Source organism: Chitinophaga sp. SYP-B3965 (assembly GCF_009647655.1).
Lineage (GTDB): Bacteria > Bacteroidota > Bacteroidia > Chitinophagales > Chitinophagaceae > Chitinophaga.
In genome coordinates, this window is record NZ_WJFD01000001.1 from 917,984 (window position 1) to 941,643 (window position 23,660).

A 23,660-nucleotide genomic window follows, 5' to 3' on the forward strand; every position below is an offset into this window, starting at 1 on the left:
TCTATGATTATGCGTTGCATTTATATTTGTTTTGCATTAACCTGTTTAAGTTTCGAACTTTCCGCGCAAGCGCCGGGCAGTAGCAGTGTGCGACCAACAGGTGCTGCCGTTGCCAAGCCGGGTGCTTATACTAATACTACCATCAGCTACGTACGGGTCTGGGAACCCAGCATGCCTGCAGCAGATACTACTGTGGTGCGTGCCAGCACTTCTGTGGCTGAAGTAAAACAAACCACACAATATGTAGATGGTTTGGGCCGGCCGCTGCAAACCGTTTCCAGAGGTACAGGTGGTAACAGGAAAGATATAGTAACGCCTGTGGTGTATGATGTTTTTGGGAGGGAGCAATTTAAATATCTGCCTTATGCAGATCAGGGGACCAGCAATGGTATTTTTAAAACGAATCCTTTTGCTAACCAGGAGGGATTCTACGGGTCTGATTTACTCAGCCCCGGTACCAATGGCGAAGCGGTGTTTTATAGCCGTCAGGATTTTGAAGCTTCTCCGTTGAACCGCCCCCTCAGTACTTTTGTGCAAGGGAACAGCTGGGCGAAGAATGATCCGGCTACGATAGAACGTGGTGGCCATAAACCAGTGCAGCAACAATATCTGGTCAATGCCGCAACAGATACGGTGAGGAAGTGGAACATAAGCTCAGATAGTAATATTCCCGTTTCCACTAGTGCTTATGCAGCCGGGGAATTGTACAAGAATGTAATAGTAAATGAACAAGGTAACCAGGTAGTAGAATATACAGATAAAGAGGATAAGGTGATTTTAAAGAAAGTACAGTTGGGGGATAGCCCCGGTAATGCGCATGTTGGCTGGTTATGTACTTATTATGTGTACGATGATCTTAATAATATCCGCTTTGTAATTCCTCCGAAAGCCGTAGAACTGATCAACAGTAGCTGGACGATTACCCAAACGATTGCGGATGGTCTTTGTTTCCGGTATCAATATGATGGCCGTAACCGCATGATCATTAAAAAAGTGCCAGATGCCGGAGAAGTGCAAATGGTGTATGATTTGCGCGATCGCCTGGTTTTTACGCAGGATGGTGTGCAGCGTGCTAAAACTACCCCGGAATGGTTCACCACTTTCTATGATGAACTGAACCGGCCGGTTATGACGGCTATTTATTTTAGTAATAATAACAGGGCTGCTTTACAGGAAATGATGAATGGTGTAACTGGTGGCAGCAGTGAACAGAACTATGTGGTTCCTGGTCCGGACCAGTTGGTGATCGGTTCCCGGGAAGTGGGCCGTCCACTTTACCATGCCCGGCAGGAGATCATTTTCCAGGATGGCTTTGATAGTGAAACAAATGCGGATTTTTTGGCAGAGATTATGCCTGACCTCACATTAGGGACAGAAAGAATCTTGGTATCAAATCCTTTGCCTGATATCAGTGGTTATGAGCCCCTTGCTTATACTTACTACGATAACTACCTATACAATGGTGCAAAAGTTTATGATGATAATTATGCGGCCAAAAACCGTTTCGGCACGAATCCTTATGTAGAGGCTACCGTTAAAGGCAGTGTTACCCGCGGCCTTGTAACCGGCAATAAGGTGCGGGTGCTGGGCACCAGCCAATGGCTGACAACCAGTGTGTTCTATGATGAAAAAGGGAGAGTGATACAGAGCCGTGGAGATAATATCAATGGCGGAGAAGATATCACCACCAATTTGTATGATTTTATCGGGAAGGTATTGAGTACCTATTTGCATCATAAAAACCCGCGTAGCGGTGCCAATCCTTCTACGCGCGTGTTAACCATGATGAAGTACGACCATGCCGGCAGGGTAACAGAGATCAAAAAACGGTTGAACGATGACAGTACTAACCTTGAACGTACTATTGTTACCATGGAGTATGATGAACTGGGTCAGTTGAAAAAGAAATCTTTAGGCAAAACATTAGCGGGCACTTACCTGGATGAATTGAACTATGAATATAATATCCGGGGCTGGCTTAAGTGCATCAACAAAAACTTTGTGAACACAGCCGGTAGCACAGCTAGCTGGTTCGGCCAGGAGTTGAGTTATGACTATGGATTTGAGGGCAATCAACAATACAATGGTAATATCTCTGGTGCCAGATGGAAGAGCCGTACGAATGGGATCCACCGGGCGTATGGATATACTTATGACAAGTTTAACCGGTTGACCAAAGCGGATTTTAATCAGCAAAACACGATCAATAACAGTGCCCCCTGGCAAAAGAACGAAGTCGATTTTACAGTAGACAGCCTGAGCTATGATGCCAATGGCAATATTGGCCGCATGAAACAAATGGGACTGGTAGCCGGTGCTGTTACCCCGATGGACAATCTTCACTATAATTATGCATCCAATTCCAATAAGCTGCAGAATGTCTGGGATGGATCCAATGTTGCGACCCGAAAACTGGGTGACTTCAAAGAACCGGATGTGAATAATGCTTCTAATCAGGCTAACGAATTGACTGATGTTGACTATATCTACGATCCCAATGGTAGCCTTCAGATAGATAAGAACAAGAATGTCACAGGCATTACTTATAACCACCTGAAGCTGCCGGAGCTAATCAGCATCCCTGATAAAGGCACGATCAGTTTCCTGTATGATGCTGCAGGCAACAAATTACGCAAGACGGTGACGGATATTACTATGGGCTCTTCAAAAACCACCATCACCGATTACATCAGCGGATTTATTTATGAGCAGGATACCCTACAGTTTGTGAGTCATGAGGAAGGCCGCATCCGGACGGTATTTAAAACAGGGGAACCTCAGGCCTGGTATTTTGATTACTTTGAGAAAGACCATCTTGGTAACACCCGGATCGTGTTGACGGAGCAAACTGATTTTAGTATGTACCTGGCTTCGATGGAACAGGAAAGTTCAGCGAGAGAAAACGCATTATTCAATAATATTGAAAGCAGCCGGAGTACCAAACCAGCCGGTTACCCGGAAGATAACAGTGCTACGAAAGCCAACAGATCAGTGGCCAGGCTCAATGCCACGAATCCGGATAAGAAGATCGGGCCTTCACTGTTGATCAGGGTAATGGCAGGGGATACGATTCGTATAGGGGCAAGGGCATTTTATAAATCACAGGGGCCGGTTAAGAACAAAAAGCAGCAACCGGCAGAGGATATGGTCACAGCGCTGGCGCAGGCCTTCGGTAATGGTGGTAATGTTAATCCGGGCACCCACGCTTCACGTGCTACCAACAATACTCCTTTCACCTCAGATTTTTACAACAACCAATACCAGCACTTAAAGGAGAAGGACAAACAGGAGAACCTCACGGGCAGGCCCAAAGCCTACCTGAACTTTGTGTTGTTTGATGAACAGATGAAACTGGTAGAAGATAATAGTGGGGTAAAGCAGGTAAAGGCGGAACCGGATCAGTTACAAACGTTAGCGCAGGACAAAACAGTGATCAAACAAAGTGGTTTTCTGTATATTTATGCCAGCAATGAGAGCCCACAGGATGTGTTCTTTGACAATATTATACTTGAGCACATTACCGGCCCGGTGCTGGAAGAAACGCATTACTATCCATATGGGTTGGTGATGGATGGAATCAGTGGAAGGGCGCCAGGGAAACTTGAGAACAAGTATCTCTACAATGGTAAGGAATTGCAACATAAGGAGTTCAGTGATGAGGAAGGGCTGGACTGGTATGATTATGGCGCAAGGATGTATGACCTCCAGGTAGGAAGATTTAATACCGTTGATCCTGATGCCGATGTTTTATTTGCCATGTCACCATATACCTATGTTAGGAATAATCCAATCCTGCGAATAGATCCAACGGGTAAATGGGATGTTACTGTCCATGTTTTTAATGACAGGAGTAAGTATGGATATGGTGTTGCCATTGTTACCGATAGGCATGGCAAAGAGGTTTTCAGGATGAATGTTCGCGCAGAGGGGGTTGCAGGAAGAAATAGGATGACTAAAAATGCGGATACGCCTTTAGGAATGTATGATATACCAAATGATAATATGTGGAAGTCCGGAGGCCCTCGTATATCTTATGGTAAGAATCCCCGCCTTATTTTGACCGGGGAATCAGGTGAGATAGCAGAAAGTGGCCGGGGGGATATCAGGGTTCATGGGGGAAGACAAGAAACGTATAACAAAGGAACAGGGGACTGGTCTCCTGTTCCTGCACCTAAGTTGGGCAAAACACAAGGTTGCCTCAGGTGTTATGATGCAGATATTAAAGCAATGAAGGCTATAACGGATGCCCTCCAGAAGAATGATTCCAAGGAAAAAGGAGGTAAACTTACAGTAGTAGCCGATTTAGCGGAAAAAAATGGTGTATATATGGTTCCTTCAGATAATTATGCTGAAGTGCTGGAACAGCTTAAGAGTAGTATTAAAGACGCTATTGAATATATAAAATCACTTTATGAAGAATCAACAAAAAAGAGGGAAGGAGAAAATGGCAGTAATTAGTATAATGGCCAGAACCCTTTTGCTTTTAATCATAATGATGTATGGTGCTTGTGCGGAGGCACAGGTGATTAATTATGATGGCTGCAAGTTAGCTAAAGCAGTGAAGTTTGATATGAAATTTGTTAGTGCGAATGCGCGGAAAATTATCAGTAAAAGCGAGGATGAATGTGTGATCGCTTTGTTGGATACTTTAACAGCCAGGGTGATCAGGACCGGAAATAATGAATATTTTGCTTGTCTTGATGCATTTGCAACGGCTGGAGATGGTTACGTAGCAGAGTATTTTTTGGAAATAGGCATTAAAGTCTTTTATAAGCGGTTTCGGGAGTTTTTTATTTATACTTATGACGCTCATATGAAAAAAGGCGAAAATGCTTTAGAACGTGTAATGGTGCAGTCTATTAGTATGCAGATATGGATTGCTGGAAATAAAAAGGCGGAGGAAAAAGAGATCAATGCTCATATGGACAAAGAAATTAAAAAAGGTGTATTTAATGCAAGTCAGTTACAGTATTTAGCTTTGGTAAGAAAAAAAATAGATCCTAGTATATTCGATTAACCTGTAGTTGTTAACTGAAATATTATTTATAAAAACTTTATAGAAGTGAACCCTCGCTTTCGTATCGCCGTAGTAACCCGGAATTATACAAGTCAAACCCTTATTTAATGAAATATTTAGAAAGAACAGGCGCTTTTTTGATCATGTGCGTATTGTTTGTGAAACCAGCTTATGCTCAGGATTACCTGAAGAGTTTTAACCAGGATCTTACCCCATCCCCCATGGTTGCTTCTTTAGGAACCTATGGTGGCATAGATGTAAAAAAGAACTCAGGAGGAATTAGTAAAAGCATTAACTTTTTTGAGGTTAAACAGGGAGATCTTGCTTATAGCCCTTCCATGCAGTATTTTTCCGTAGGTATTAAAGTAGATGACTGGGGAAGCAGGCTTGGTACTGGCTGGACGGAAAATATTACCGCTGTCATTACGCGCGTCGTAAAAGGCATGGCTGATGAAAGAGCCAGTTCCCGGCTGGGAGGAACGATAAATGAATTCGGGGCTCCGGATTTTACAACGGCTGCCTTTAATAGAGTAAAAAGCCTGGCATTCGTAAATCCATCCATAGACGGGGAGTATGATATTTTCAGTTATAATTTGTTTGGCCTTTCAGGGGAGTTTATTATCAGGAACAATCAAGCCGTGCTGTTTTCACCGCATGATAATCTAAAAATTGATATCGTAGCAACATCACCTACCTATCAATTTGTACTCACAACTGTAAATGGAGAGAGATACTTTTTTAATTCAACAATAGAAACGACAAAATTCAATAGTGAAAATGTCTGTGATATAGAGAATCCGAATAGCCTCGGATATGTTGCAACCGCCTGGTTTGTAGATAAAATAGTTTCCGCTACAGGAAGTACCATCAATTTTGCCTATGACTTAAGGGACTATTCTTATATCTATGATTATACTGAATTCTATACTTACTCCGCTTTTCATGGGGTAATGTTCCCTAATCCGCCATGTACTGAGGATCCTTTTGAGCACAGTAAAACATCCTGCCTGAGGAAAAAGGATACGCAGACCTGGTCATTGAGTACAGTATCCGGTGATAATTTTGATATCTATTTTGAATATGTTGCCAGGAATGACATCTATAATGACAAGTTGCTGGATAAGATCACATTAATGAATAATATGGGTGATTTGAAAGAGGTAAGGTTCCATTACGATGAAATCGTGGCAACCAGTTCTTTTGAGCCGGGTTTAGAGCAGCATCTGGAAAATGATCCCTGGGAGAATAATGCATTAAAAACAAGGTATTTTTTAAATGAAGCAGCAATTTTTAATAAAGCGGGCAACCTTGAGCAGAGCTATAAATTTACATACGATGACCCTTCCGTTTTACCTCATCGCTTCTCTTTTTCGCAGGACCTGATGGGTTGCTATAATGGTTATATAAATGGAGGACTGGTGCCTGCCGAAGCGGTGAGAGGAATAGGAGGGCTGAATATAGTCCTGCCATTTGCCAATCGTCAGTCTACCCTCGCTGGAAAAGCTGGTTTGCTTAATACGATAAAATATCCAACCGGTGGCAGGGATTCCATCTTTTACGGGCAAAATTTGCAGACAAGATATCAGCTTACCGAACACAGAAGTATCTACACAGACTGGTTTGGTAATGAAACCGGAATTTCCTATGATGGAGCATTCTTTACCATGGGAGTGCCGATACCTGGTGAGATTGAACTTAGAATTGCATGTTATCATAATGGAGAGGGCGGCCCCACGGGTGTGGAGGAAGAGTATGAAGCCACAGTGGAGCTTTGGAGTACGGATGGTATCATGGAATGGCCTAATGGTACTTTAGTGAAAAACATGCGCCTTGGTGAGGTTTATATTCCAAACAATGATGCTTTCGATCCGCCTTATAACGGTAAGATATTTTTTGATCCGGGGAAGGAATATTGGCTGAATATACATCTTCAGGGAGAGCATACCACTTTGGAGGCATACATGGAGTATGTTTCCAGTGTCACCAATGATACAATTACCGGCCCATACATGGGCTATCATGTAAAAAAGGTGATCAGCCAACCCATAATAGGGAAGAATGTGGTTAAATCATATAATTATAACAAGTTTACCAAGGACGGGGATAAGCTGAATTTCAGTAATGCTTCTTCTATTATTTTAGCGCCTTTAGATAACTTTCGTGTGACTGGCGTATATGAATGTTGTCACCATACCGGTTTCCCAAGTAGCCATGGATGTATTGACTTTCCGATATACAGATTATTATCCCGGAATAATTATGATATGAATAAATTTGGTGGCCTGCCTTATGCTTATACGAATGTGACGGAATTTCTTGACTCAGCTCAGACATCCTTTGTTGCCAGTGAATTTGTAGTCAGACCTAATGAATATAGTAGTGAAGTATATGAGCCAATTTATCATTATATACAGCCACAGAGCCCTGTGTTGGATAATTCTGCATGGGACCATGGAAAGGAAATACGAAGATATTTTGGTGGTAAAAGAGATGACAGCAATTATATTGATCGTGAAAACAGGTGGAGTTATTCTGCAACTTCTAATGCGTATTACAATTACTCCGCTTCTCAGTTGAAAAACATTTACGCAGGTACTTCGGACCATCATTATAACATTGGTCAATACGCCGTGAAGGTAGTTGGTTTATACAGTAATTTGATAACCCTGGATTCCATAATAGAGATCAACTATTCCAGGGAAGGAAGCGGATATAATACCATCTCAAATAAAACATCTTATAAGTATAACACCGGAGATAAACTGGTAGAGGAGGAAGAGACGAAGGGCGGTAAAGGAGAGGTGCTATTAAAGCAATTCATCCGGCCATATAAAATGGTAGCGCTCGGCAGAGATCCGCTGGGTATTTACCAGGGAATGGTGAACAGGCACTTTCTTTCACCTGCAATAGAGGTAGTGAATAAGAGAAGTGCAACACAGATCAGCCTGGCTCGTACCAATTATTTCCAGCCTTTTACAGGTTTATATGTTCCGCAATCCATACAAACGCAACAAGCCGCAACAGACCCGCTGGTAACTGAGTTAAAATACCTGCGGTATGATGATAAAGGGAATGTGCTGAGTTTAACACGGGACGATGGCTCAGCCGTAAATTATATCTGGAGCTATAAAGGAAGATACCCGGTAGCGAAAATAGACAACTGTGATTATACGACCATAGAAAGTACAATAGGCGCTACCTCCATTACCAATTTCCGGGGCCTTAATCCTTCCGGTGCAAATATTGATGTGCTGATCGCACCAATAAGAACAGCCGTTCCAGGAGCATTTATAACCAGGTTCACTTATGATCCTTTAGTGGGTATGACCACTGTGATAGACCCGAAAGGACAGACCACTTATTACGAGTACGATGATTTTCAACGGCTAAAGGTTATTAAAGATCATCACGGCAACATTTTGAAAAGTTATAATTATCACTATAGTAATTAACCCCCTATGAAAAAACTTTTATTTCGCCAGGTATGTATTATAGTGATAATGGGATGTATAATAGTACCTGCCCATACCTTAGCACAAAGTAAACCGTTGGGGAATAATGTTCCTCCGGCAACCCGCCCGGTAAATACGGTTAACGGATATCCGGCGGGCACGCAGGTAAGTTTTATACGTACATGGGAACCCTCGCGCCCACTCACAAATTTTGCAGATATAATTAATTACCCTGCTGCAAACGATGTGAAGGAGAGTACCCAATACTTAGATGGTCTTGGCCGTCCTGTTCAAACAGTAACTAAAGGCATTTCGTCAAACGGTCAGAAGGATGTAGTTACGCCTGTTGTTTATGACGAGTTTGGCCGTGAGCGGTTTAAGTATCTCCCATATGCTTCTGGTGCATCAAATGGACAGTTCAGGCTGGATCCATTTACGGAGCAGGCTTCGTTTGCAGATACTGCCTACCCCGGCGAGGATGTATTCTATAGTGAAACCGTGTTTGAAACATCTTCACTTGGCCGTGTGTTAACCACGATGGCGCCAGGTAATAGCTGGACAGGCCATGGCAGAGGTATTAGTAGCGATTATAAGATTAACACCACAGAAGAGGGAATAAAGATCTGGGATATGGGACCTGATGGTTATCCAATAGTGCGTGAAGATCCTTATGAGGGTGGAGAACTGCTAAAGCATATCAGTACCAGCGAATCTAACAACCAGATAGTGGAGTACAAGAACAGGGAAGGACTGGTGATCCTGAAGAAAGTACAGGTGTCAGCTGTTCCTGGTGAGAATTTTGCTGACTGGCTTTGGACGTACTATGTATATGATGATTATAATCAATTACGTTATGTAATACCGCCACTGGCAGTAGAAGTACTGCAGGGAAATAGCTGGGACCTTTCCAGTACAAGCCTGCGTGATGAGCTTTGTTTCAGTTATACGTATGATCACCGCCGCAGGATGATACGCAAAAAAGTACCCGGCGCAGGGATAGCGGAAATGGTGTATGATGTACGTGACAGGCTGGTATTTAGTAGAGACAATGGTTTGAGGATACAGGGCAAATGGCTGACCACACTTTATGATGAGGTGAACCGGCCTATTATGACGGGGCTTTATTCTACTTCCCAAACAGCAGAGCAGTTGCAGGATGCGTTAAATGCCCCGACAACTACGCAGCAGGTGACACATAGTATTTCCGCGCCCAACAGCCTGACGGTGAACCATCATGACGGACGGCCTATATACAAAGCAGTGGAAGAGATCATTTTTAACGATGGCTTTGAGACGGCGGATGGTGATGAAACAAAAACGGAACTGGGATCAGGGACAATTCTTTTTACTGAAACCATCTATGCAAACAATCCACTTCCTTCCCTTGTATCATCCCAACTGGAACCACTGACCTATACTTATTATGATAACTATAATTATACCGATAAAAAGGAACCTGCTTCACTTACTATGGGTGCGCCAATTGGTTCACCGCATATTGATGAGCGGCCTATCAGTCAGCAAACTAAGGGATTGATAACCGGTTCAAGGATTAGAATACTGGGTACTGGTAACCAGTGGCTCACAACTACCACTTACTATGATGTAAAAGGCAGGGTGCGGCAGCAAATAGCAGATAATGCCGCAGGTGGTGAAGATGTAATATCCAACCTGTACAACTTTAATGGCCAGGTGTTGAATGTGAACGTTATACGGCGTAACCCGCATAGTGTAATAACACCAGAAGTAGAAATACTCACCATGATGGAATATGACCTTGGGAACCGATTGGTTCGCGTGCGCAAACAACTGAAAGATAAGGACCCGGTGGATATTGCTACCAATGAGTATAATGAGCTGGGGAAATTAAAGAAGAAGACCTTCAAAAAAAGCGATGGGGATGTTCTGGAGAGCCTGACGTATGATTATAACATCCGTGGCTGGTTAAGCGCGATCAATAAAGAATATTTCAATGGACAAAACGATCACTACTTTGGCGAGGAGTTAAGTTATGACTATGGGTTTACCACTCCCCAATATAGCGGCCTGATCTCAGGTATTAAATGGAAGGGGGCGAATGATACTGCTCACCGGGCTTATGGTTATGCTTATGATGCTGTTAGCCGGATGATGAAGGCTGACTTTACACAGTTAACAGGCAGTGCCTGGAACCAGAGTGCAGGCGTTAATTATGATGTGAAGATGGGAGACGGGGAAACTCCGACACTGGCTTATGATGCCAACGGCAACATAAAAAGAATGCAGAAGTGGGGCTATACCGGAGGAACAACGAGCATACCAGTGGACGACCTAAGATACACCTATAAAAATGGAGGAGTCAGCAACCAGTTGCATGAAATCACAGATGAGCAAAATAATCCTTCCAGTGTTTTGGGAGACTTTAAAGAGATCACCAAAGGAGAAGCAGAAGATTATAGTTATGATGGCAATGGTAACCTTACGCGGGACGGGAATAAAGGAATCTCCCAGATCACTTACAATCATTTAAACCTTCCCGAATTGATCACAAAACCCGGAAAAGGTACGATACGTTTTGAATACGATGCGAACGGTAATAAACATCGCAAGATAGTAACGGCTGCATCCGGGAGTGTGACCACGACTTCATATATTGGCGAAATGGTCTATGAACAGGATAGCTTACGGTTCATTAGTCATGAAGAAGGACGAATCCGCCTTGTATACGCCAGTGAAGAACCGGTACAATTCACTTTTGATTATTTTGTTGAAGATCATCTGGGCGATGTACGTATTGTATTGACAGAACATACCCAGCAGGAGTTCTACCTTGCCAGTATGGAAGAAGGGCGTTCAGCCACAGAGAATGCTTTATTCTCTAACATCGAATCAAGCCGCAGTGCAAAACCTGCAGGTTATCCGCAGGATGCAGCTACTGGTAGTGACAATCGTTTTGTGGCTAAGCTGAATGGCAATAATCCGGATAAGCGCATTGGGCCTTCCCTGGTGCTGAAGGTAATGGCCGGAGATACGATATCTATCGGAGCAAGAGCTTTCTATAAATCTATAGGGGCTAAGCAGAACAAAAGCCTGCTGCCTGCATCAGATATGGCCAGTGCGCTGGTAAGTGCCTTTGGTGGTCCTTCCATGAGTGGTAGTGATAAGGTCAGTGCCGGCCAGCCGGGAATGGGTTCGCCCTTTAATGAACAATTCATCAATAATCAGTACCAACGGCTGAAGGAGCGTGAACCCGGCAATAAGTTAAATGATAACCGCCCGAGGGCATATCTTAATTTTGCATTATTCGACGATCAGTTTAATTTAGTAGAAGAGAATAGTGGTGTGAAACAGGTGCAGGCACAGCCGGACCAGTTGCAGGCGCTGGCAAAGGATAAAATGGTGATGAAGAAAGGTGGTTTTCTGTATGTATATACCAGCAATGAAACACCGCAGGATGTGTTCTTTGATAACGTGGTGATAATGCGGGCGCCCGGCCCTGTACTGGAAGAAACACATTATTATCCGTTTGGCTTAACGATGAACGCTATATCTTCAAAAACAATTGGAAAGCTGGAAAATAAATACCAGTTTAATGGTAAGGAATTGCAGAATAATGAATTTGGTAACGGAGACGGGCTTGATTGGTATGATTATGGCGCAAGGATGTATGATGCACAGATAGGAAGATGGCATGTTATGGATCCGCTGATGGATAAGATAGCTTCCATAACACCCTATAACTATTGTCTTAATAACCCCGTGGGGTTAGTAGACCCTGATGGAATGTGGGTAGAAAATGAGGATGGTAGTATCAGCACTACAGATCCTAAAGAGATCGTCCGCTTTATTGGCGCAATTAAAGAAAATGCTAAAAACGGAATTGCACAAGCTGTTACAACAAGTGCTGAGTATGCACACGAATTATATAATGATCTAAGTGCTTTTGCTAATAAACATCCGTCATCAATAGATGCTGTTAATGTAATTTTATCTGCGATAAGCGGGCGCGTGGATAAGATGGTGGAACATGATACCCGCAAGATGAGCTGGCTCGATCTAACGTTAATATGGACATTTGAACTGGGGAAAGAGAAAACAATAGTATTTGATCAGGGTGGGGTGCTCATAGAAGATCTGAAGAAACAAGAAGGTGTACAGCAAGCCAGGGATATTGCAAATGAAAGGTTGGCAAATTGTTTGGAAGATATGCGTGTGAGGAAGACCTGGGCTTATGGCCAGAATGCATTTTATGCCGGGATAAAAGAAAATAATGTTGCGACTTCTTTCCTTGGTAGTTATGTGACCTATGTTGAGATGGTATATGATGCTAAAAACGGCACTGCTACTTATACTTTTACAATTGAAAATACAACCGGATGGGAGTCTGGTACCAGGTTGAGAAAAGCAGCACCAGGTAAAACAGTACACCAGGGTATTATACCTGATAGAGTGAGAGGGGCGCCTGGAGTTAGGCTGGGAGGAAATTTGAAGCAGGTCTTTACATGGAAAGAAACAATACTGGTGGGACAGAAATTTTAAATCTATGCAGATGAAGCCTTTTTTGCTTGTTTTGTTTTTTACATCAATAATAATGAGTTGTAATTCCCCAAAACCTAAGTTTGGGAAAGAATATAATGACAGACGAACTAAGTACGGAGTGCAAATACTCCCGGATGACTGGAAGGTCATTTCCATAACAGATGAATTTGTAATATGGAAAAATCCTGCGCTGGATAAAGAGAAAGCGACCTTTTTTTCTAAAACTGTTAGTTATGAAAAGGGAGAATGGGATTATGATGAGGACCTGTTTTACAGCGGTAAAAAATTCAGGTCATTTAATCATGACATAGCTGAATGCCTGAGTGCAGTGTATTATTTTAAACCAAAAATAATTAGATCTGAAAAAGTAAAGGGTTGGTATTTTATGTACACAGGGCCAGGCGAAGAAATAGGAGAGGGCATAGAGGGAGTGTCCTCAGTAGATATTAAGATGAACGCACAGCAGGCCGATTCCACGCTGAGGTCCTGGGGGCTTAATTATCATTATAAATGATATGACGTCATATGATCACTATGGAGGGATAGCAACCCTTCATAGTGATTCCATTCACTGTATACCTGCAATACTACGATTCTGTTATTCAAGCGAAAAATTATAACCAGGGCAACCCAAAGAGGCTGCCCTGGTTGGCTTAATAACTACTTGATATCCCTCGGCGTATTTAATTCGATATTCTTCGCATTTCTCCCTCTCAACCGTATATTCAGTAGTTCCACGATCAATGAGAAGCCCAGGCAGGAATAAATGATACTCTTGCTGACCTCCTGATGGAAACCACTGGCGATCAGTACCACACCTATTACTATCAGGAATGTAAGCGCCAGCATTTGCAATGTGGGCTGTTTGTTGATGATCTTTGTAACGGGGCCTGCGAACAGCATCATGATCAGGATGGAGACTACTACCGCAATGATCATCACGAGCACATTGTCTACAAGGCCTACTGCGGTCAGGATCGAGTCGAATGAAAAGACGGCATCTACCAGCACTATCTGGAAAAGCACCGAAGCCAGGCTATGGGGAGCGCGGGTGTTTTTATGTCCCTCATCTGCATCTGTCTGCAACTTATGATGTATCTCCAGTGTGCTTTTAACGATCAGGAAAAGGCCGCCTGCCAGTAGGATGATATCCTTCCAGCTCAGCGGGATCACTGTATCGTTCAGCCATCTGAAATTAATTACGGGGTCTTTAAGCCCGATGATCCAGTTGATGCATAACAACAGTGCTACCCTGAATAACATGGCCAGTCCCAACCCTATGTTCCGGGCTTTACGCTGCTGGTGCTCCGGCAGTTTCCCGGCCACGATGGAAATGAAGATGATATTGTCAATACCCAGGACCACTTCCAGGAAACAAAGTGTGATCAGGCTGATCCAGACGGAAGCATCGGTGAAATCGGGAATAATAAATTCCATTATCTGAGATTTTTAAGAATTAATCGAAATCAAAAAAGTCGCCGAGGAGCCCTCTTTTTTTCCTGGGATGTTTATGGTGGTCATCATCGTGGTGGTTATCATACCGTTTGTCCTCATGGCTGCTGCGTTTGTCGTCATATTCCAGCAGTTTATCCAGCTCACCTTTATCCAGCCAGATGCCGCGGCATTTCGGGCAATAATCGATTTCAACGTTGTTCCGCTGCGTCATGAGCAGCGTTTCGTTGCAATTTGGGCATTTCATCAATACTTGATTTATAATTTACGGAAAATAGAAATACAACGGCTTATCCCTGGCAGGAATATGCGGTAATTCATGTGCGGCAAAAGGAGGGCGATCAAAACAGGCTGAACCGATAAAGGAAAGTATAATACGCCGGTCTGATCCAGGGGGCCAGGCGGAAGTATTGATGGCTGTTATTGTTGTGGATAACGGTATTGAAAACACGCACAAACTGCTGTTTGCTGAAAATGCGTTTGTTTCTTACGGCAGTTTCTATACCCAGGCTAAGTTTGCAGGCCTCTGGGTTTTCATTTTCATAAAGCAGTGATTCCTGGAGGTAACCCTGCCCGGGGCTGGAAGGGAGAATGTAGGATGCGCAGGAGCACAGGCTCAGTACTAACAATAAGATAATACGAAACCTGCCTTTAAAAGATATTTCCGGAGCGTAGTTGAGCAATTCCCTGCAATTTTCCCGGCTAAAGTAAATAATTATTCTGATCCGCCACAGTTTGGTATGGAGCGTTTATAGAGGAACCCTTCTGCTACAGTGTTTGGCCTATACCATGGACGTGTAATGATTAGCTGATAAGGGATCGATAAGAGGAATACGAGAGGTACCTCCTGCACAGGAATTTATCCACATTTTGGGCATATTAACAATGTAATCCATTGAAATATATCTATTTTACGAGGATTAATATAACAGCCCAATTACCCATGAAAAAATTCATCCTGTTACCTGTTTTCGCTTTATTTAGCGCCTTCAGCTTTGCTTCACCTAATATCGTTGACGAGTACACTGCGGATGTGTACTTTCCTCCGGGCTATGCCGTAGGAGATTACATAGAATTCCTGAAAGTTGAGCCTTTGGATGCTGGAGTTTCCGGATATTATGATGTCTCAATATCATATGTACAAGGTAATCTGGCTGCCGCCGCGACTCATCGTGCTGCCATTTCTCATGCGAACCCGGCACTTTGGCGTGAAATGGGAAAAGTGAACAATAATGGATATACCGCATCAATGGCTTATAATTTTACGGTGGATTGCAATACAGAATATGCAAATGCCCGGTTCAGGATACGTACTGTTAATACCTTTGGAGTTATGACTAATGGCATTATTGTTCACATAAAGGTGCGGTCTATCAATTTAAATGGTGGCTGGGTCCCATTAGCCACTACCGGAAATGATCAGACTGTAACTAAATTACAACCCATGACAAATGAATGGAGTTTGTATGTAGGGAATCCCTTTACGACTAATTCCGCTACAGTAGCTTTGAATGTTAAAGAAAACGGTTTCATCGGTGTTGGCACAAGAACTCCACAATCAGAATTGGCTGTAGCCGGCACCATTACAGCAAAAAAAGTAAGAGTAACAGTAGCTACCTCTGAGTGGCCCGATTTCGTATTTGAAGAAGGTTATCCATTACCAGATCTCTCCGAAGTAGCGCAGTTTATTGCAGAGAAGAGACACTTGCCTGGTATACCTTCTGCCAGCCAGGTTGAAAAAGACGGGCAGGATATAGGGGAGATGAATGGCAAATTATTACAAAAAATAGAGGAGTTGACATTGTACCTTATTGCGGAGCAAAAGGAACGTAAGAAACTAGAGGAAGCGGTAAAGAAATTGCAGCAGCAAATTGAAAATAAGTGAATTTCAAAGGAGAAAAGAAAAGAAGCGATCCTTTTGATAAGATATGTTATTTTGTAATCCCCGGCCAAGGACCGGGGATTATTGCTTATGTACTGATTTAAAAAGTATTTTTTATGGCGTTAATGGGATCATTACATAATTTTCACGAATTTTTACTTTCTATCGATCATCCTGCTATTGCGATGCTGAATGGAGAAATGGATCAGCAGAACATGGATGTGCTTTTTCTATCCAAGGATATTGACCTGAAAGGCAATGACGATCTGTATACTTTATATGGATGGGGGAATGGGATCCAAATGTCCAGGGAGATGGCATTAGGGCAGATGTGGTTTTTTGAGCAGGGCATTTTTCTTTCTTTTGAGATGGCCGTGGAAACTTACCAGATATTTGTTCATCAAGAGGAGCTATGGAATAAAAAACTATTTCCTTTGTTTACGAGTGGCGGGGGAGATTTTTTATTAATAGATCTGGAACCTACGAGTCCTACTTACAATATGATACATCTTTATGCTCCTACTGTATTGCTGGGATTTGAATCGAAGACAATATACGACTCACTGGATCATCTTTTTATTACTGCGCTGGCTTGTTATGAGCAGGGGGAGTATTGTATAAAGGATGGGCTTTTCCATGCGAATGAAGGGGCAAGTCTTATTTGTGCGAAGTTGAATCCGCTAAGTGAATTTTGGAAGGATTAAAATGAATGCCATGGAAGTGTTAAAATGGGCGAGGTATTTTGATTTTGAAGCGATGTTTTGTCTTGTCATAGGGGGAGTTTTGATCGCAAAGGCTATTTCTTTTTATTTGAAAAGAACTAATATCTTTTCAAAAGGTATTACTGTAAAGGGCGAGGTTGTCGATTTTAAATTGAGGTTTAGTAGTAACATATTGAGTAGCGTTCCGATTATCAGATTTAAGACAGAAGAGGGGAGGATTATTGAGTCGGAATATACCACGAGTGCCTTTGGGATTCACTTTGAATTGGGGATGGAAGTAACTATCATTTATAGTAAAGATAGACCGACTTCTTTCTTTCTTAAAGAAGAAGGAGGAAGAGGTAACATATTGCCTGTTATTTTATTGGTTATAGCTTGTATGATGATAGTAATAGCTATTAGAAGGGTTTTTTCAATCTGATTGAGATGGATAATGAAGTGTTTGAAAGAATTGTTCTATTGGTGGAGAGCAAAATGGGTAAGTATAAATGGCCAATGAGCAGAGAAACCTGCCTTGAAAAAGATTTAGGAATGAGCGGTGATGATGCTTATGAATTCCTTTTAGATTTTAGTAAGGAGTTTAAAATTAGCTTGTCTGAGTTCGAAATGAAAAAATACTTTTATCCTGAAGGGGATTCAATTTTTCCGGGTATTATAAGGCTCTTTACAGGTAGGGATAATCCTAAACAAATGGAATTAACGTTAGGTCATTTAGAGAAAGCGGTTATTGCGGGTCGATTGGATGAAGATGTAATAAGTTTCTAGAATGGCGAAAGCCTTGTGCCAACTGGTGGGATTGTTGCTTATGTTTAAATAGTTGATCAATGGAATTATTAAAATGGGCAAGGGATTTTGAGTTCCTGGCCAATAATCCGGTTTCTTTTTGGTTAATACAATTTAGTTCATTCGGATGGCAAATATTATTACAGTACTGGCAGAAATAACTTTATACGAAGGAGGAGGCATGCGAAATACTCCTTTTACTAATGGATATAGGCCCCTCTTTAACCTTAGAGATGTATCCACAAAAATATCTGGTCACATTAATATTGTTGAAAGGGAGTGCTTTTCTCCAGGCGAAACAGGAAAAGTTACCATATCCTTTTTACAAGGAATGGTGGATGATAGTTCCTTTAATATTAATGAGGAATTCACCTTTGGTGAAGGGATTGGAATATTAGGCAAAGGGCGAATATTGGAAAGAGTAAACCCTGTGTAAATATGATAGAACGACATAATTGCAGCGTTTGTGGACTATATCTGTATGAAAATCCATGGGGGGGAAGATGATGGTAGTCCTACCTATGGTATTTGCTATTGCTCGGTTTCTTTACAAAAGATGACAATATATGACAAAGTATAAGATAATGGTAAGCGAACCATGGGATTTTGAAGGCCCAGCCGGGGCTAATCTCATAATTGGAAATATAGTAAAGAAAATCTCTCCATTGCTTATTGTTTTTGAATCAGATCATTTACTCAACTTCGGAAGCTTTGAAGGAAGGATACTGATTCTAAAACCCAGATACGAAAAAGAAGTACTAAGTGATGAGAATAGTTTTGAAGGCATTGTTGGGGGAGCTATCTTTTTATCAGATAATTATGAGTATAAAGACATTGAATATTTAGAGAAAAACAGCAAGTATGTATTCATTGGCAGTTTAAGAGAAAATTAATATGGGAAATAAAGGGGCAACAGTAAATGAAATAAAACATGCAAGAATACATCAGAAGAGTAACTAGTAGCAATGCGATTAAGAATAATTGAAACCGATTTTACAGCAAATAATGGTTGGCTTTTTAAATTAGCCGATGAAAGAGGAAATCATTTTTACATTATGGTTGATTCTTTTTACAAAACCCATAATTTAATTAGCCCTGTTACAAAAAAGGAGCTTGACTATTACGATTTGGGACTATGGATCAATGCGTCTGTTATTCAAATAGAAGAGAAAGGCATTGTGGTTGGCGCATAGCAAAATAGTGCAGAAGTTATAGCAACTCGATTTGATAAACAATCCATATGCAGGGAAAGATTTAGGCTCTGAATAAATTCCTTTCAAAGTAACTTAAAAAAGAATACCATGAAATCTTTAGAGGAGATTCTGGAAATGTTAGTAAAAGAGCTTAATGAAAGTATTCCCAGGATAAAGAACTTAAAGGGCGATTTAGTTTACTATAATGAAATTATGGGTACTACATCCGCTTTTTTAGTTGCAGTTTTGGGCTTGCATTTAGAAGGTAAGTATGAAGATTGGCATTCTGGAAAATGGATGGATGATTGCTTGATCACAAAAGTAATTTTACATGAAGATAGGTTAGTGATTTCTGCAGTGGCGATTTGGGGAGTTGAAACAGATACTTCGCAATGGACGGAGCCACTATACTTTGTAATTGGACTGACTGAGAGGATGACTGACGGTTCTAATTATACTTTTCTATTTGGAGACGAGAATGTTGATGAAATCCCATATGTAGATTTTAGGGATGATCGTACTTTTTGGGATGGATTGGAGAGAGATTGGAAATATACAATCACCGTAAGGAGTGGGCAATATGAATGATATGTATTGTGCAGGTTATTGGTTAATCTATATATGGAGAAGGTTGCTGATATTGTATCTGGGGTGTGGTATGGGGAAAAGATGCTTGTCTGCTAAGGGTTTGACGGCTGAATACTGAGGGGACGGTGGACTATATGTGGAGAGAATGTTTACCGGATGTGAAGAGAAGGTGAAGGGGAGGTTTATCTATCAGAGCGGAGGGTTATTGCTCTTTTGGAGTTTTAAGACAATGAAAACGGGAAGAATACGTTGTGTGTATGTTTTCATTTTACAAATTTAAGGGCATTTTTTGAGATGTCTACATAGTTTCTCTGGCGGAAGAAATACTTCACATCAATTCTTATCACCCGCCTCGCCTTGTTTTATTCCCGTTGTGGTGTGGCGAATGTATTATCTCCGTGCAATTGAAAGAGGGGCTTCTTTGTTGCCTGGCTGTGGTGTACAAGGTTCGCTTCTTCTGTTACCACCGATGGTATCACATCAATGATATCCGCCGCAAAGTATTTCAGGTTATCCAGGCGGTACAACTTCCCATTCCATTCACTGTACGCACTCACCTGTAATACCACGATTGTTTCTTCATCACATGCTTTAAAAGGAAGTACCAATTCCTTTGCTTCTGCAGGTTTGCTGAAATCGATCAGTACTTTATCAGATACTGCATCCTGGTATTCGCCCTCATTAAAGTTCACACCCACAGCGATCGCTTTGATCTCTATATGTGTGGTGTTCCTTGCATGGCGGATATCCTTCGCCGTTAATGCAGGTAAAGCAATGCGGAGGTTTCCCTTGCCATCCTGCACTACTTTAGGCCTGAAGTTCAATAACCGGCCCAGATCAGTGGTCTTATTAAACTGGAAGCCTGTTAATGCGGCCATTTCTTCCCGCTTAAAGGTTCTTGTGCCCAGTTTGTCACTGCTGGCATAAAGCGCCTGTAACAGCGTTTTATTCAGGCGGTTGGTAAGCTGGTCATCTGTTCTGATATCCAGTGCCTGTTTTACGCCCCGGCGGATCAGTTTCCCGGCTTTACTGGCGGTACCAAAGTCGATAGCGGAGAGTTTGGTTGCTTCGCTTCTTCGTACACTTTTGGCTTTACGGCGGAGGCAGGGCTTTCCTTTCCGCTTATAACCGACATAGTCGTCGATTGATCCTGTTACAATTAAAATTCCATCTTGCGATGCCATAAAATTACGTTTTAGTGTTCCCGTAATTTACGGCATATAACCTCCCGAAAAGTTGTGAAAAGACAATAAATCAGCACCTTTTGCACAGCGATTTATCCACATTTTGAGCATATTAACAATGCAATCCATTGAAATTTGCCTTATTTTGCCGGCGTTATTAACAAGCCTTACCATGAATATTTATTTTGCTGTTCCCTTTTTGGCTTTATTATTCATAGGATGTAATTCCCCGGAACCCAAGTTTGGGAAAGAATATAATAGCAGAAGGACCCGGCTTGGATTGCAAAAGATCCCTGATGATTGGAAGGTCTATGCTAAAGAGGAGGGTTATGAAAAATGGGAAAATCCGAAAATGGTTTCTTCCATTATGAACAAGAAAGCTTTCCTTTCTTCTATAACAACCCATTACGACGGAGAAATCTGGATTAGCGAAGAAGATCTGCTTATCAGTGGAAAGATGTTCAACTTAAATGATGAAGAAATTCCTGAACGCATACAGGCTCTTTATACTTTTGTTCCGATGGAAATTGGTGTTAAAAAGGAACAGGTAACAGGATGGTATTTTTCCTATACTGGTGCCGGCGCAGCTATCAGGATGAATGCACAACAGGTTGATTCTGCCTTAAAGGCCTGGGGGCTTGATTATCGTTATGTACGTTAAAAAATTTCTGCTGACTGAACCTTTCAACTTAACATGGCAAAAGAACCTTTTACAGCACAATTAACTTCTATTTGGATAGGCGGCCTCTTTTTCTGGATGATAAAGGGATTTAAGGGGCGCTTTTCAGAAGAACTAATAGAGAAGAAGAGAAAGAGGAACTTCTGAATGGGGTATTTACTATCTATTATTGCATTGTGCCTGTTTGTTTATTTTGTATTAATACCACATTAAATATGATGAAGATCAGAAAACTTTTACACCTTATCCCATTCCTTATTATATGCATCATCATGACGGTCACATGGATTGAAATATTCCCTGTTGCTCAATATGCCACCATAAGGCATTTTATAGCACTGGCATTGGTTATCTTAAATCTCGGCCTTTACTTCTTCAGTTTCAGATATGCCGTATTGATGACGGGTGTGATCCTGCTGTTAGCCACATTCGATCTGGCCGCATTTACTAACCAGGTGAAATCCGATGCCTTTTATATCACTATAGCCGGACTGGAAATTTCTACACCATTTATACAAGGCTGGTCTTTACTTATTCTGATCATCTTCCTGATCTTAAATTTTAAGTTCTTAAAGAATTCATTAGCAAAAAGCCCCGGCAAATAACCGGGGCTTTTTATAAAAGGAACTATTGTTTGATCAACTCAAAATCATCCACCTGCGTCCATGCACTGGCCGAAGCATTAAAAGAAACCCCTACTTTAATGTTAGCACCCGCAGATGCTGCAACATTGCGGATCGTATCTAACCGCCAGGTAGTACCAACAGGCAATGTCTTCTCACGGATCATCACATTATTTACATACACCTGTAATACACGCTGTGAAAAAGTCCCGCTCCCACGGCTCCATACGCTCGTAGTATAACTACCGGCAGCCAGGTTAGTGGCAGAGGCATTTTGCATACTGGTGGTATAAGCAGAAGCACTCCATGTTTTGGCAGCTCTCACGCCGGAATGTATTTCTAATGGATCGGTAGCAACGCTGGCATTACCAGCAGTGGTCCAATTCGAGAAATCGCTTTCAAAGCCGGGGTTTAAGAGCAGGTTAGTGGAAGGTGTGCTCCATGTGCCTGCTGCCAGGTCAAGCACCCAATCTCCATTGCCGGGCGCATTGATAGTAGGTACGCCTGAAGCATCAAATGTTAAAGGATACCAGCCATAAAATCCAATACCGCTGCCGGTGAAATTACTCCAGCGATCTCCGCAGAACATATAAGTAGTACCTGCAGTTCCCGTGATCGGCAAGATGAAATCATGTTGCGTGTTGAAGGAATTCGTGGAAGAAGGATTCGTTGGTACGATCGCATTGTTAGACCAGGGGCCGGACATGCTGCTGGCTGTTCTGTAACGACTTACGCTGGAAGGCCATCCATTACATAAAGAAGTGAAATAGTAATACGTGGAACCTCGTTTGAAGATAGCCGCTGCTTCCTGTACACCGGCCATCCAGGTGCCGCCTGAAAACTCAGTATAACTTCCCGCTACGCTGTGGGGCAGGGGAGTCATGAAGTCTGTGTCCAGTTTCACGATGGCCTGGGCATAGTTGGGCTGTGGTTTATCAAAGGTATACATCAGCCAGGCGTCGTTTCCTTCTGTGTAAACACCCATATCACCCAGTGCATACAAGGTATTGTTGATGTCCGGCATTTTCTGGATCAGTTTGGTGCTTTGGTAAGCCCAGGGACCGTTAATAGAAGAGCTGGTAAAGAAAGCATACTGATTGCGTACACCACCTGAACCATTGCCCCATTCAACACCTAATACGTAATTATTGTTGTTGGGATTTTTGATCACCCATGGACGGCCTACCCAACTGCCGCTGTTCATGGGTACGCCAGACATACCAGGGGCAATGGCAGGAGATAGTTTAGTCCAGTTTTGCAGGTCTTCTGAGGTGTAATGATTAACACCATAGAAATGGAAATCAGAACCGGTGCCGAACTTGGGGCCAAACCAATGGTACACACTGCCTTCTTTTATGATAAAGCCGCCTTGTGCTTTGATCGTATCTCCGGCAACATCTTTCCATACGGAATTGTTGTCGATGAAAGACAGGGTGTTTAATGCCATCGTGGAAACATTCATCTTCTCTTCCGTCACGTTAGCTGTTTCCGGGGAAACATTCTTTGTGCAGGAAGACAGGAGAAAAAATAACAGGCTGAAAGGAACAAACATTTGTTTCATTTATAA

The 23,660-nt window shown here is 42.2% G+C and carries 20 protein-coding genes; 15 read left to right on the forward strand and 5 right to left on the reverse strand.

Annotated elements, in window-relative coordinates:
* Positions 1–9 precede the first annotated feature (9 nt).
* The 5 genes from GFS24_RS03595 (at position 10) to GFS24_RS03615 (ending at position 13,501) form a co-directional block, all read left to right on the forward strand.
* Positions 10–4,458 (forward strand): DUF6443 domain-containing protein, encoded by a 4,449-nt coding sequence (locus GFS24_RS03595; RefSeq protein WP_173002957.1) that lies wholly within the window; start codon positions 10–12, stop codon positions 4,456–4,458.
* Entirely contained in the window at positions 4,412–5,017 is a 606-nt protein-coding gene (locus tag GFS24_RS03600) for a hypothetical protein (RefSeq protein ID WP_153658201.1), read from the forward strand. The genes GFS24_RS03595 and GFS24_RS03600 overlap by 47 nt, the downstream gene beginning before the upstream one ends.
* A 107-nt stretch (positions 5,018–5,124) precedes the next feature.
* Complete coding sequence (locus GFS24_RS03605; protein ID WP_153658202.1) at positions 5,125–8,469, forward strand: hypothetical protein; 3,345 nt, start codon at positions 5,125–5,127, stop codon at positions 8,467–8,469.
* A gap of 6 nt (positions 8,470–8,475) precedes the next feature.
* Positions 8,476–12,987 (forward strand): DUF6443 domain-containing protein, encoded by a 4,512-nt coding sequence (locus tag GFS24_RS03610; protein ID WP_216647349.1) that lies wholly within the window; start codon positions 8,476–8,478, stop codon positions 12,985–12,987.
* Positions 12,988–12,991: 4 nt separating this feature from the next.
* A complete protein-coding gene (locus GFS24_RS03615; protein ID WP_173002958.1) occupies positions 12,992–13,501 on the forward strand; it encodes a hypothetical protein in 510 nt (169 codons plus the stop codon).
* 146 nt (positions 13,502–13,647) lie between these two features.
* Here GFS24_RS03615 and GFS24_RS03620 read toward each other — a convergent pair whose 3' ends face one another.
* From GFS24_RS03620 to GFS24_RS03630, 3 genes are all read right to left on the reverse strand, one after another.
* Complete coding sequence (locus tag GFS24_RS03620; RefSeq protein WP_153658204.1) at positions 13,648–14,424, reverse strand: TerC family protein; 777 nt, start codon at positions 14,422–14,424, stop codon at positions 13,648–13,650.
* Between the two features lie 19 nt (positions 14,425–14,443).
* Positions 14,444–14,686, reverse strand: a complete 243-nt coding sequence (locus tag GFS24_RS03625; protein ID WP_153658205.1) for a zf-TFIIB domain-containing protein — start codon at positions 14,684–14,686, stop codon at positions 14,444–14,446.
* Between the two features lie 94 nt (positions 14,687–14,780).
* Complete coding sequence (locus GFS24_RS03630; RefSeq protein WP_153658206.1) at positions 14,781–15,122, reverse strand: hypothetical protein; 342 nt, start codon at positions 15,120–15,122, stop codon at positions 14,781–14,783.
* Positions 15,123–15,382: 260 nt separating this feature from the next.
* On the opposite strand from GFS24_RS03630, the gene GFS24_RS03635 reads away from it, so the two are divergent.
* The 8 genes from GFS24_RS03635 to GFS24_RS03670 all read left to right on the forward strand — a co-directional run bounded on the left by GFS24_RS03635 (position 15,383) and on the right by GFS24_RS03670 (position 19,607).
* Positions 15,383–16,324: a hypothetical protein gene (locus GFS24_RS03635; RefSeq protein WP_153658207.1), complete on the forward strand. Its 942-nt coding sequence runs from the start codon at positions 15,383–15,385 to the stop codon at positions 16,322–16,324.
* Positions 16,325–16,437: 113 nt separating this feature from the next.
* Positions 16,438–17,025 (forward strand): SMI1/KNR4 family protein, encoded by a 588-nt coding sequence (locus GFS24_RS03640; RefSeq protein WP_153658208.1) that lies wholly within the window; start codon positions 16,438–16,440, stop codon positions 17,023–17,025.
* A 10-nt stretch (positions 17,026–17,035) separates the two neighbouring features.
* Positions 17,036–17,464: a DUF3592 domain-containing protein gene (locus GFS24_RS03645; protein WP_173002959.1), complete on the forward strand. Its 429-nt coding sequence runs from the start codon at positions 17,036–17,038 to the stop codon at positions 17,462–17,464.
* A 5-nt stretch (positions 17,465–17,469) separates the two neighbouring features.
* Positions 17,470–17,808 (forward strand): DUF1493 family protein, encoded by a 339-nt coding sequence (locus tag GFS24_RS03650; protein ID WP_153658210.1) that lies wholly within the window; start codon positions 17,470–17,472, stop codon positions 17,806–17,808.
* Between the two features lie 145 nt (positions 17,809–17,953).
* Positions 17,954–18,262, forward strand: coding sequence for a hypothetical protein (locus tag GFS24_RS03655; RefSeq protein WP_153658211.1), 309 nt, complete (start codon positions 17,954–17,956; stop codon positions 18,260–18,262).
* Positions 18,263–18,392: 130 nt separating this feature from the next.
* Positions 18,393–18,719, forward strand: coding sequence for a hypothetical protein (locus tag GFS24_RS03660; RefSeq protein ID WP_153658212.1), 327 nt, complete (start codon positions 18,393–18,395; stop codon positions 18,717–18,719).
* A 72-nt stretch (positions 18,720–18,791) separates the two neighbouring features.
* A complete protein-coding gene (locus GFS24_RS03665) occupies positions 18,792–19,019 on the forward strand; it encodes a hypothetical protein (RefSeq protein WP_153658213.1) in 228 nt (75 codons plus the stop codon).
* 108 nt (positions 19,020–19,127) lie between these two features.
* Entirely contained in the window at positions 19,128–19,607 is a 480-nt protein-coding gene (locus GFS24_RS03670; protein WP_153658214.1) for a hypothetical protein, read from the forward strand.
* 362 nt (positions 19,608–19,969) lie between these two features.
* Here GFS24_RS03670 and GFS24_RS03675 read toward each other — a convergent pair whose 3' ends face one another.
* Positions 19,970–20,791, reverse strand: coding sequence for a hypothetical protein (locus tag GFS24_RS03675; protein ID WP_153658215.1), 822 nt, complete (start codon positions 20,789–20,791; stop codon positions 19,970–19,972).
* Positions 20,792–20,963: 172 nt separating this feature from the next.
* Between GFS24_RS03675 and GFS24_RS03680 the strand changes: the two genes are divergently transcribed.
* Complete coding sequence (locus tag GFS24_RS03680; RefSeq protein ID WP_153658216.1) at positions 20,964–21,452, forward strand: hypothetical protein; 489 nt, start codon at positions 20,964–20,966, stop codon at positions 21,450–21,452.
* 290 nt (positions 21,453–21,742) lie between these two features.
* A complete protein-coding gene (locus GFS24_RS03685) occupies positions 21,743–22,075 on the forward strand; it encodes a hypothetical protein (protein ID WP_153658217.1) in 333 nt (110 codons plus the stop codon).
* A 22-nt stretch (positions 22,076–22,097) separates the two neighbouring features.
* On the opposite strand, the gene GFS24_RS03690 is transcribed toward GFS24_RS03685, so the two are convergent.
* Complete coding sequence (locus GFS24_RS03690; protein WP_153658218.1) at positions 22,098–23,654, reverse strand: family 43 glycosylhydrolase; 1,557 nt, start codon at positions 23,652–23,654, stop codon at positions 22,098–22,100.
* Between the last annotated feature and the right edge of the window lie 6 nt (positions 23,655–23,660).

Coding starts and splice junctions, on each gene's coding strand:
- GFS24_RS03615 (WP_173002958.1), top strand. CDS start 12,992: ATGCAGATGAAGCCTTTTTTGCTTGTTTTGTTTTTTACATCAATAATA.
- GFS24_RS03660 (WP_153658212.1), top strand. CDS start 18,393: ATGACAAAGTATAAGATAATGGTAAGCGAACCATGGGATTTTGAAGGC.
- GFS24_RS03645 (WP_173002959.1), top strand. CDS start 17,036: ATGGAAGTGTTAAAATGGGCGAGGTATTTTGATTTTGAAGCGATGTTT.
- GFS24_RS03595 (WP_173002957.1), top strand. CDS start 10: ATGCGTTGCATTTATATTTGTTTTGCATTAACCTGTTTAAGTTTCGAA.
- GFS24_RS03600 (WP_153658201.1), top strand. CDS start 4,412: ATGAAGAATCAACAAAAAAGAGGGAAGGAGAAAATGGCAGTAATTAGT.
- GFS24_RS03635 (WP_153658207.1), top strand. CDS start 15,383: ATGAAAAAATTCATCCTGTTACCTGTTTTCGCTTTATTTAGCGCCTTC.
- GFS24_RS03670 (WP_153658214.1), top strand. CDS start 19,128: ATGAAATCTTTAGAGGAGATTCTGGAAATGTTAGTAAAAGAGCTTAAT.
- GFS24_RS03625 (WP_153658205.1), bottom strand. CDS start 14,686: ATGAAATGCCCAAATTGCAACGAAACGCTGCTCATGACGCAGCGGAAC.
- GFS24_RS03620 (WP_153658204.1), bottom strand. CDS start 14,424: ATGGAATTTATTATTCCCGATTTCACCGATGCTTCCGTCTGGATCAGC.
- GFS24_RS03690 (WP_153658218.1), bottom strand. CDS start 23,654: ATGAAACAAATGTTTGTTCCTTTCAGCCTGTTATTTTTTCTCCTGTCT.
- GFS24_RS03610 (WP_216647349.1), top strand. CDS start 8,476: ATGAAAAAACTTTTATTTCGCCAGGTATGTATTATAGTGATAATGGGA.
- GFS24_RS03650 (WP_153658210.1), top strand. CDS start 17,470: ATGGATAATGAAGTGTTTGAAAGAATTGTTCTATTGGTGGAGAGCAAA.
- GFS24_RS03605 (WP_153658202.1), top strand. CDS start 5,125: ATGAAATATTTAGAAAGAACAGGCGCTTTTTTGATCATGTGCGTATTG.
- GFS24_RS03665 (WP_153658213.1), top strand. CDS start 18,792: ATGCGATTAAGAATAATTGAAACCGATTTTACAGCAAATAATGGTTGG.
- GFS24_RS03640 (WP_153658208.1), top strand. CDS start 16,438: ATGGCGTTAATGGGATCATTACATAATTTTCACGAATTTTTACTTTCT.
- GFS24_RS03675 (WP_153658215.1), bottom strand. CDS start 20,791: ATGGCATCGCAAGATGGAATTTTAATTGTAACAGGATCAATCGACGAC.
- GFS24_RS03685 (WP_153658217.1), top strand. CDS start 21,743: ATGACGGTCACATGGATTGAAATATTCCCTGTTGCTCAATATGCCACC.
- GFS24_RS03655 (WP_153658211.1), top strand. CDS start 17,954: ATGGCAAATATTATTACAGTACTGGCAGAAATAACTTTATACGAAGGA.
- GFS24_RS03680 (WP_153658216.1), top strand. CDS start 20,964: ATGAATATTTATTTTGCTGTTCCCTTTTTGGCTTTATTATTCATAGGA.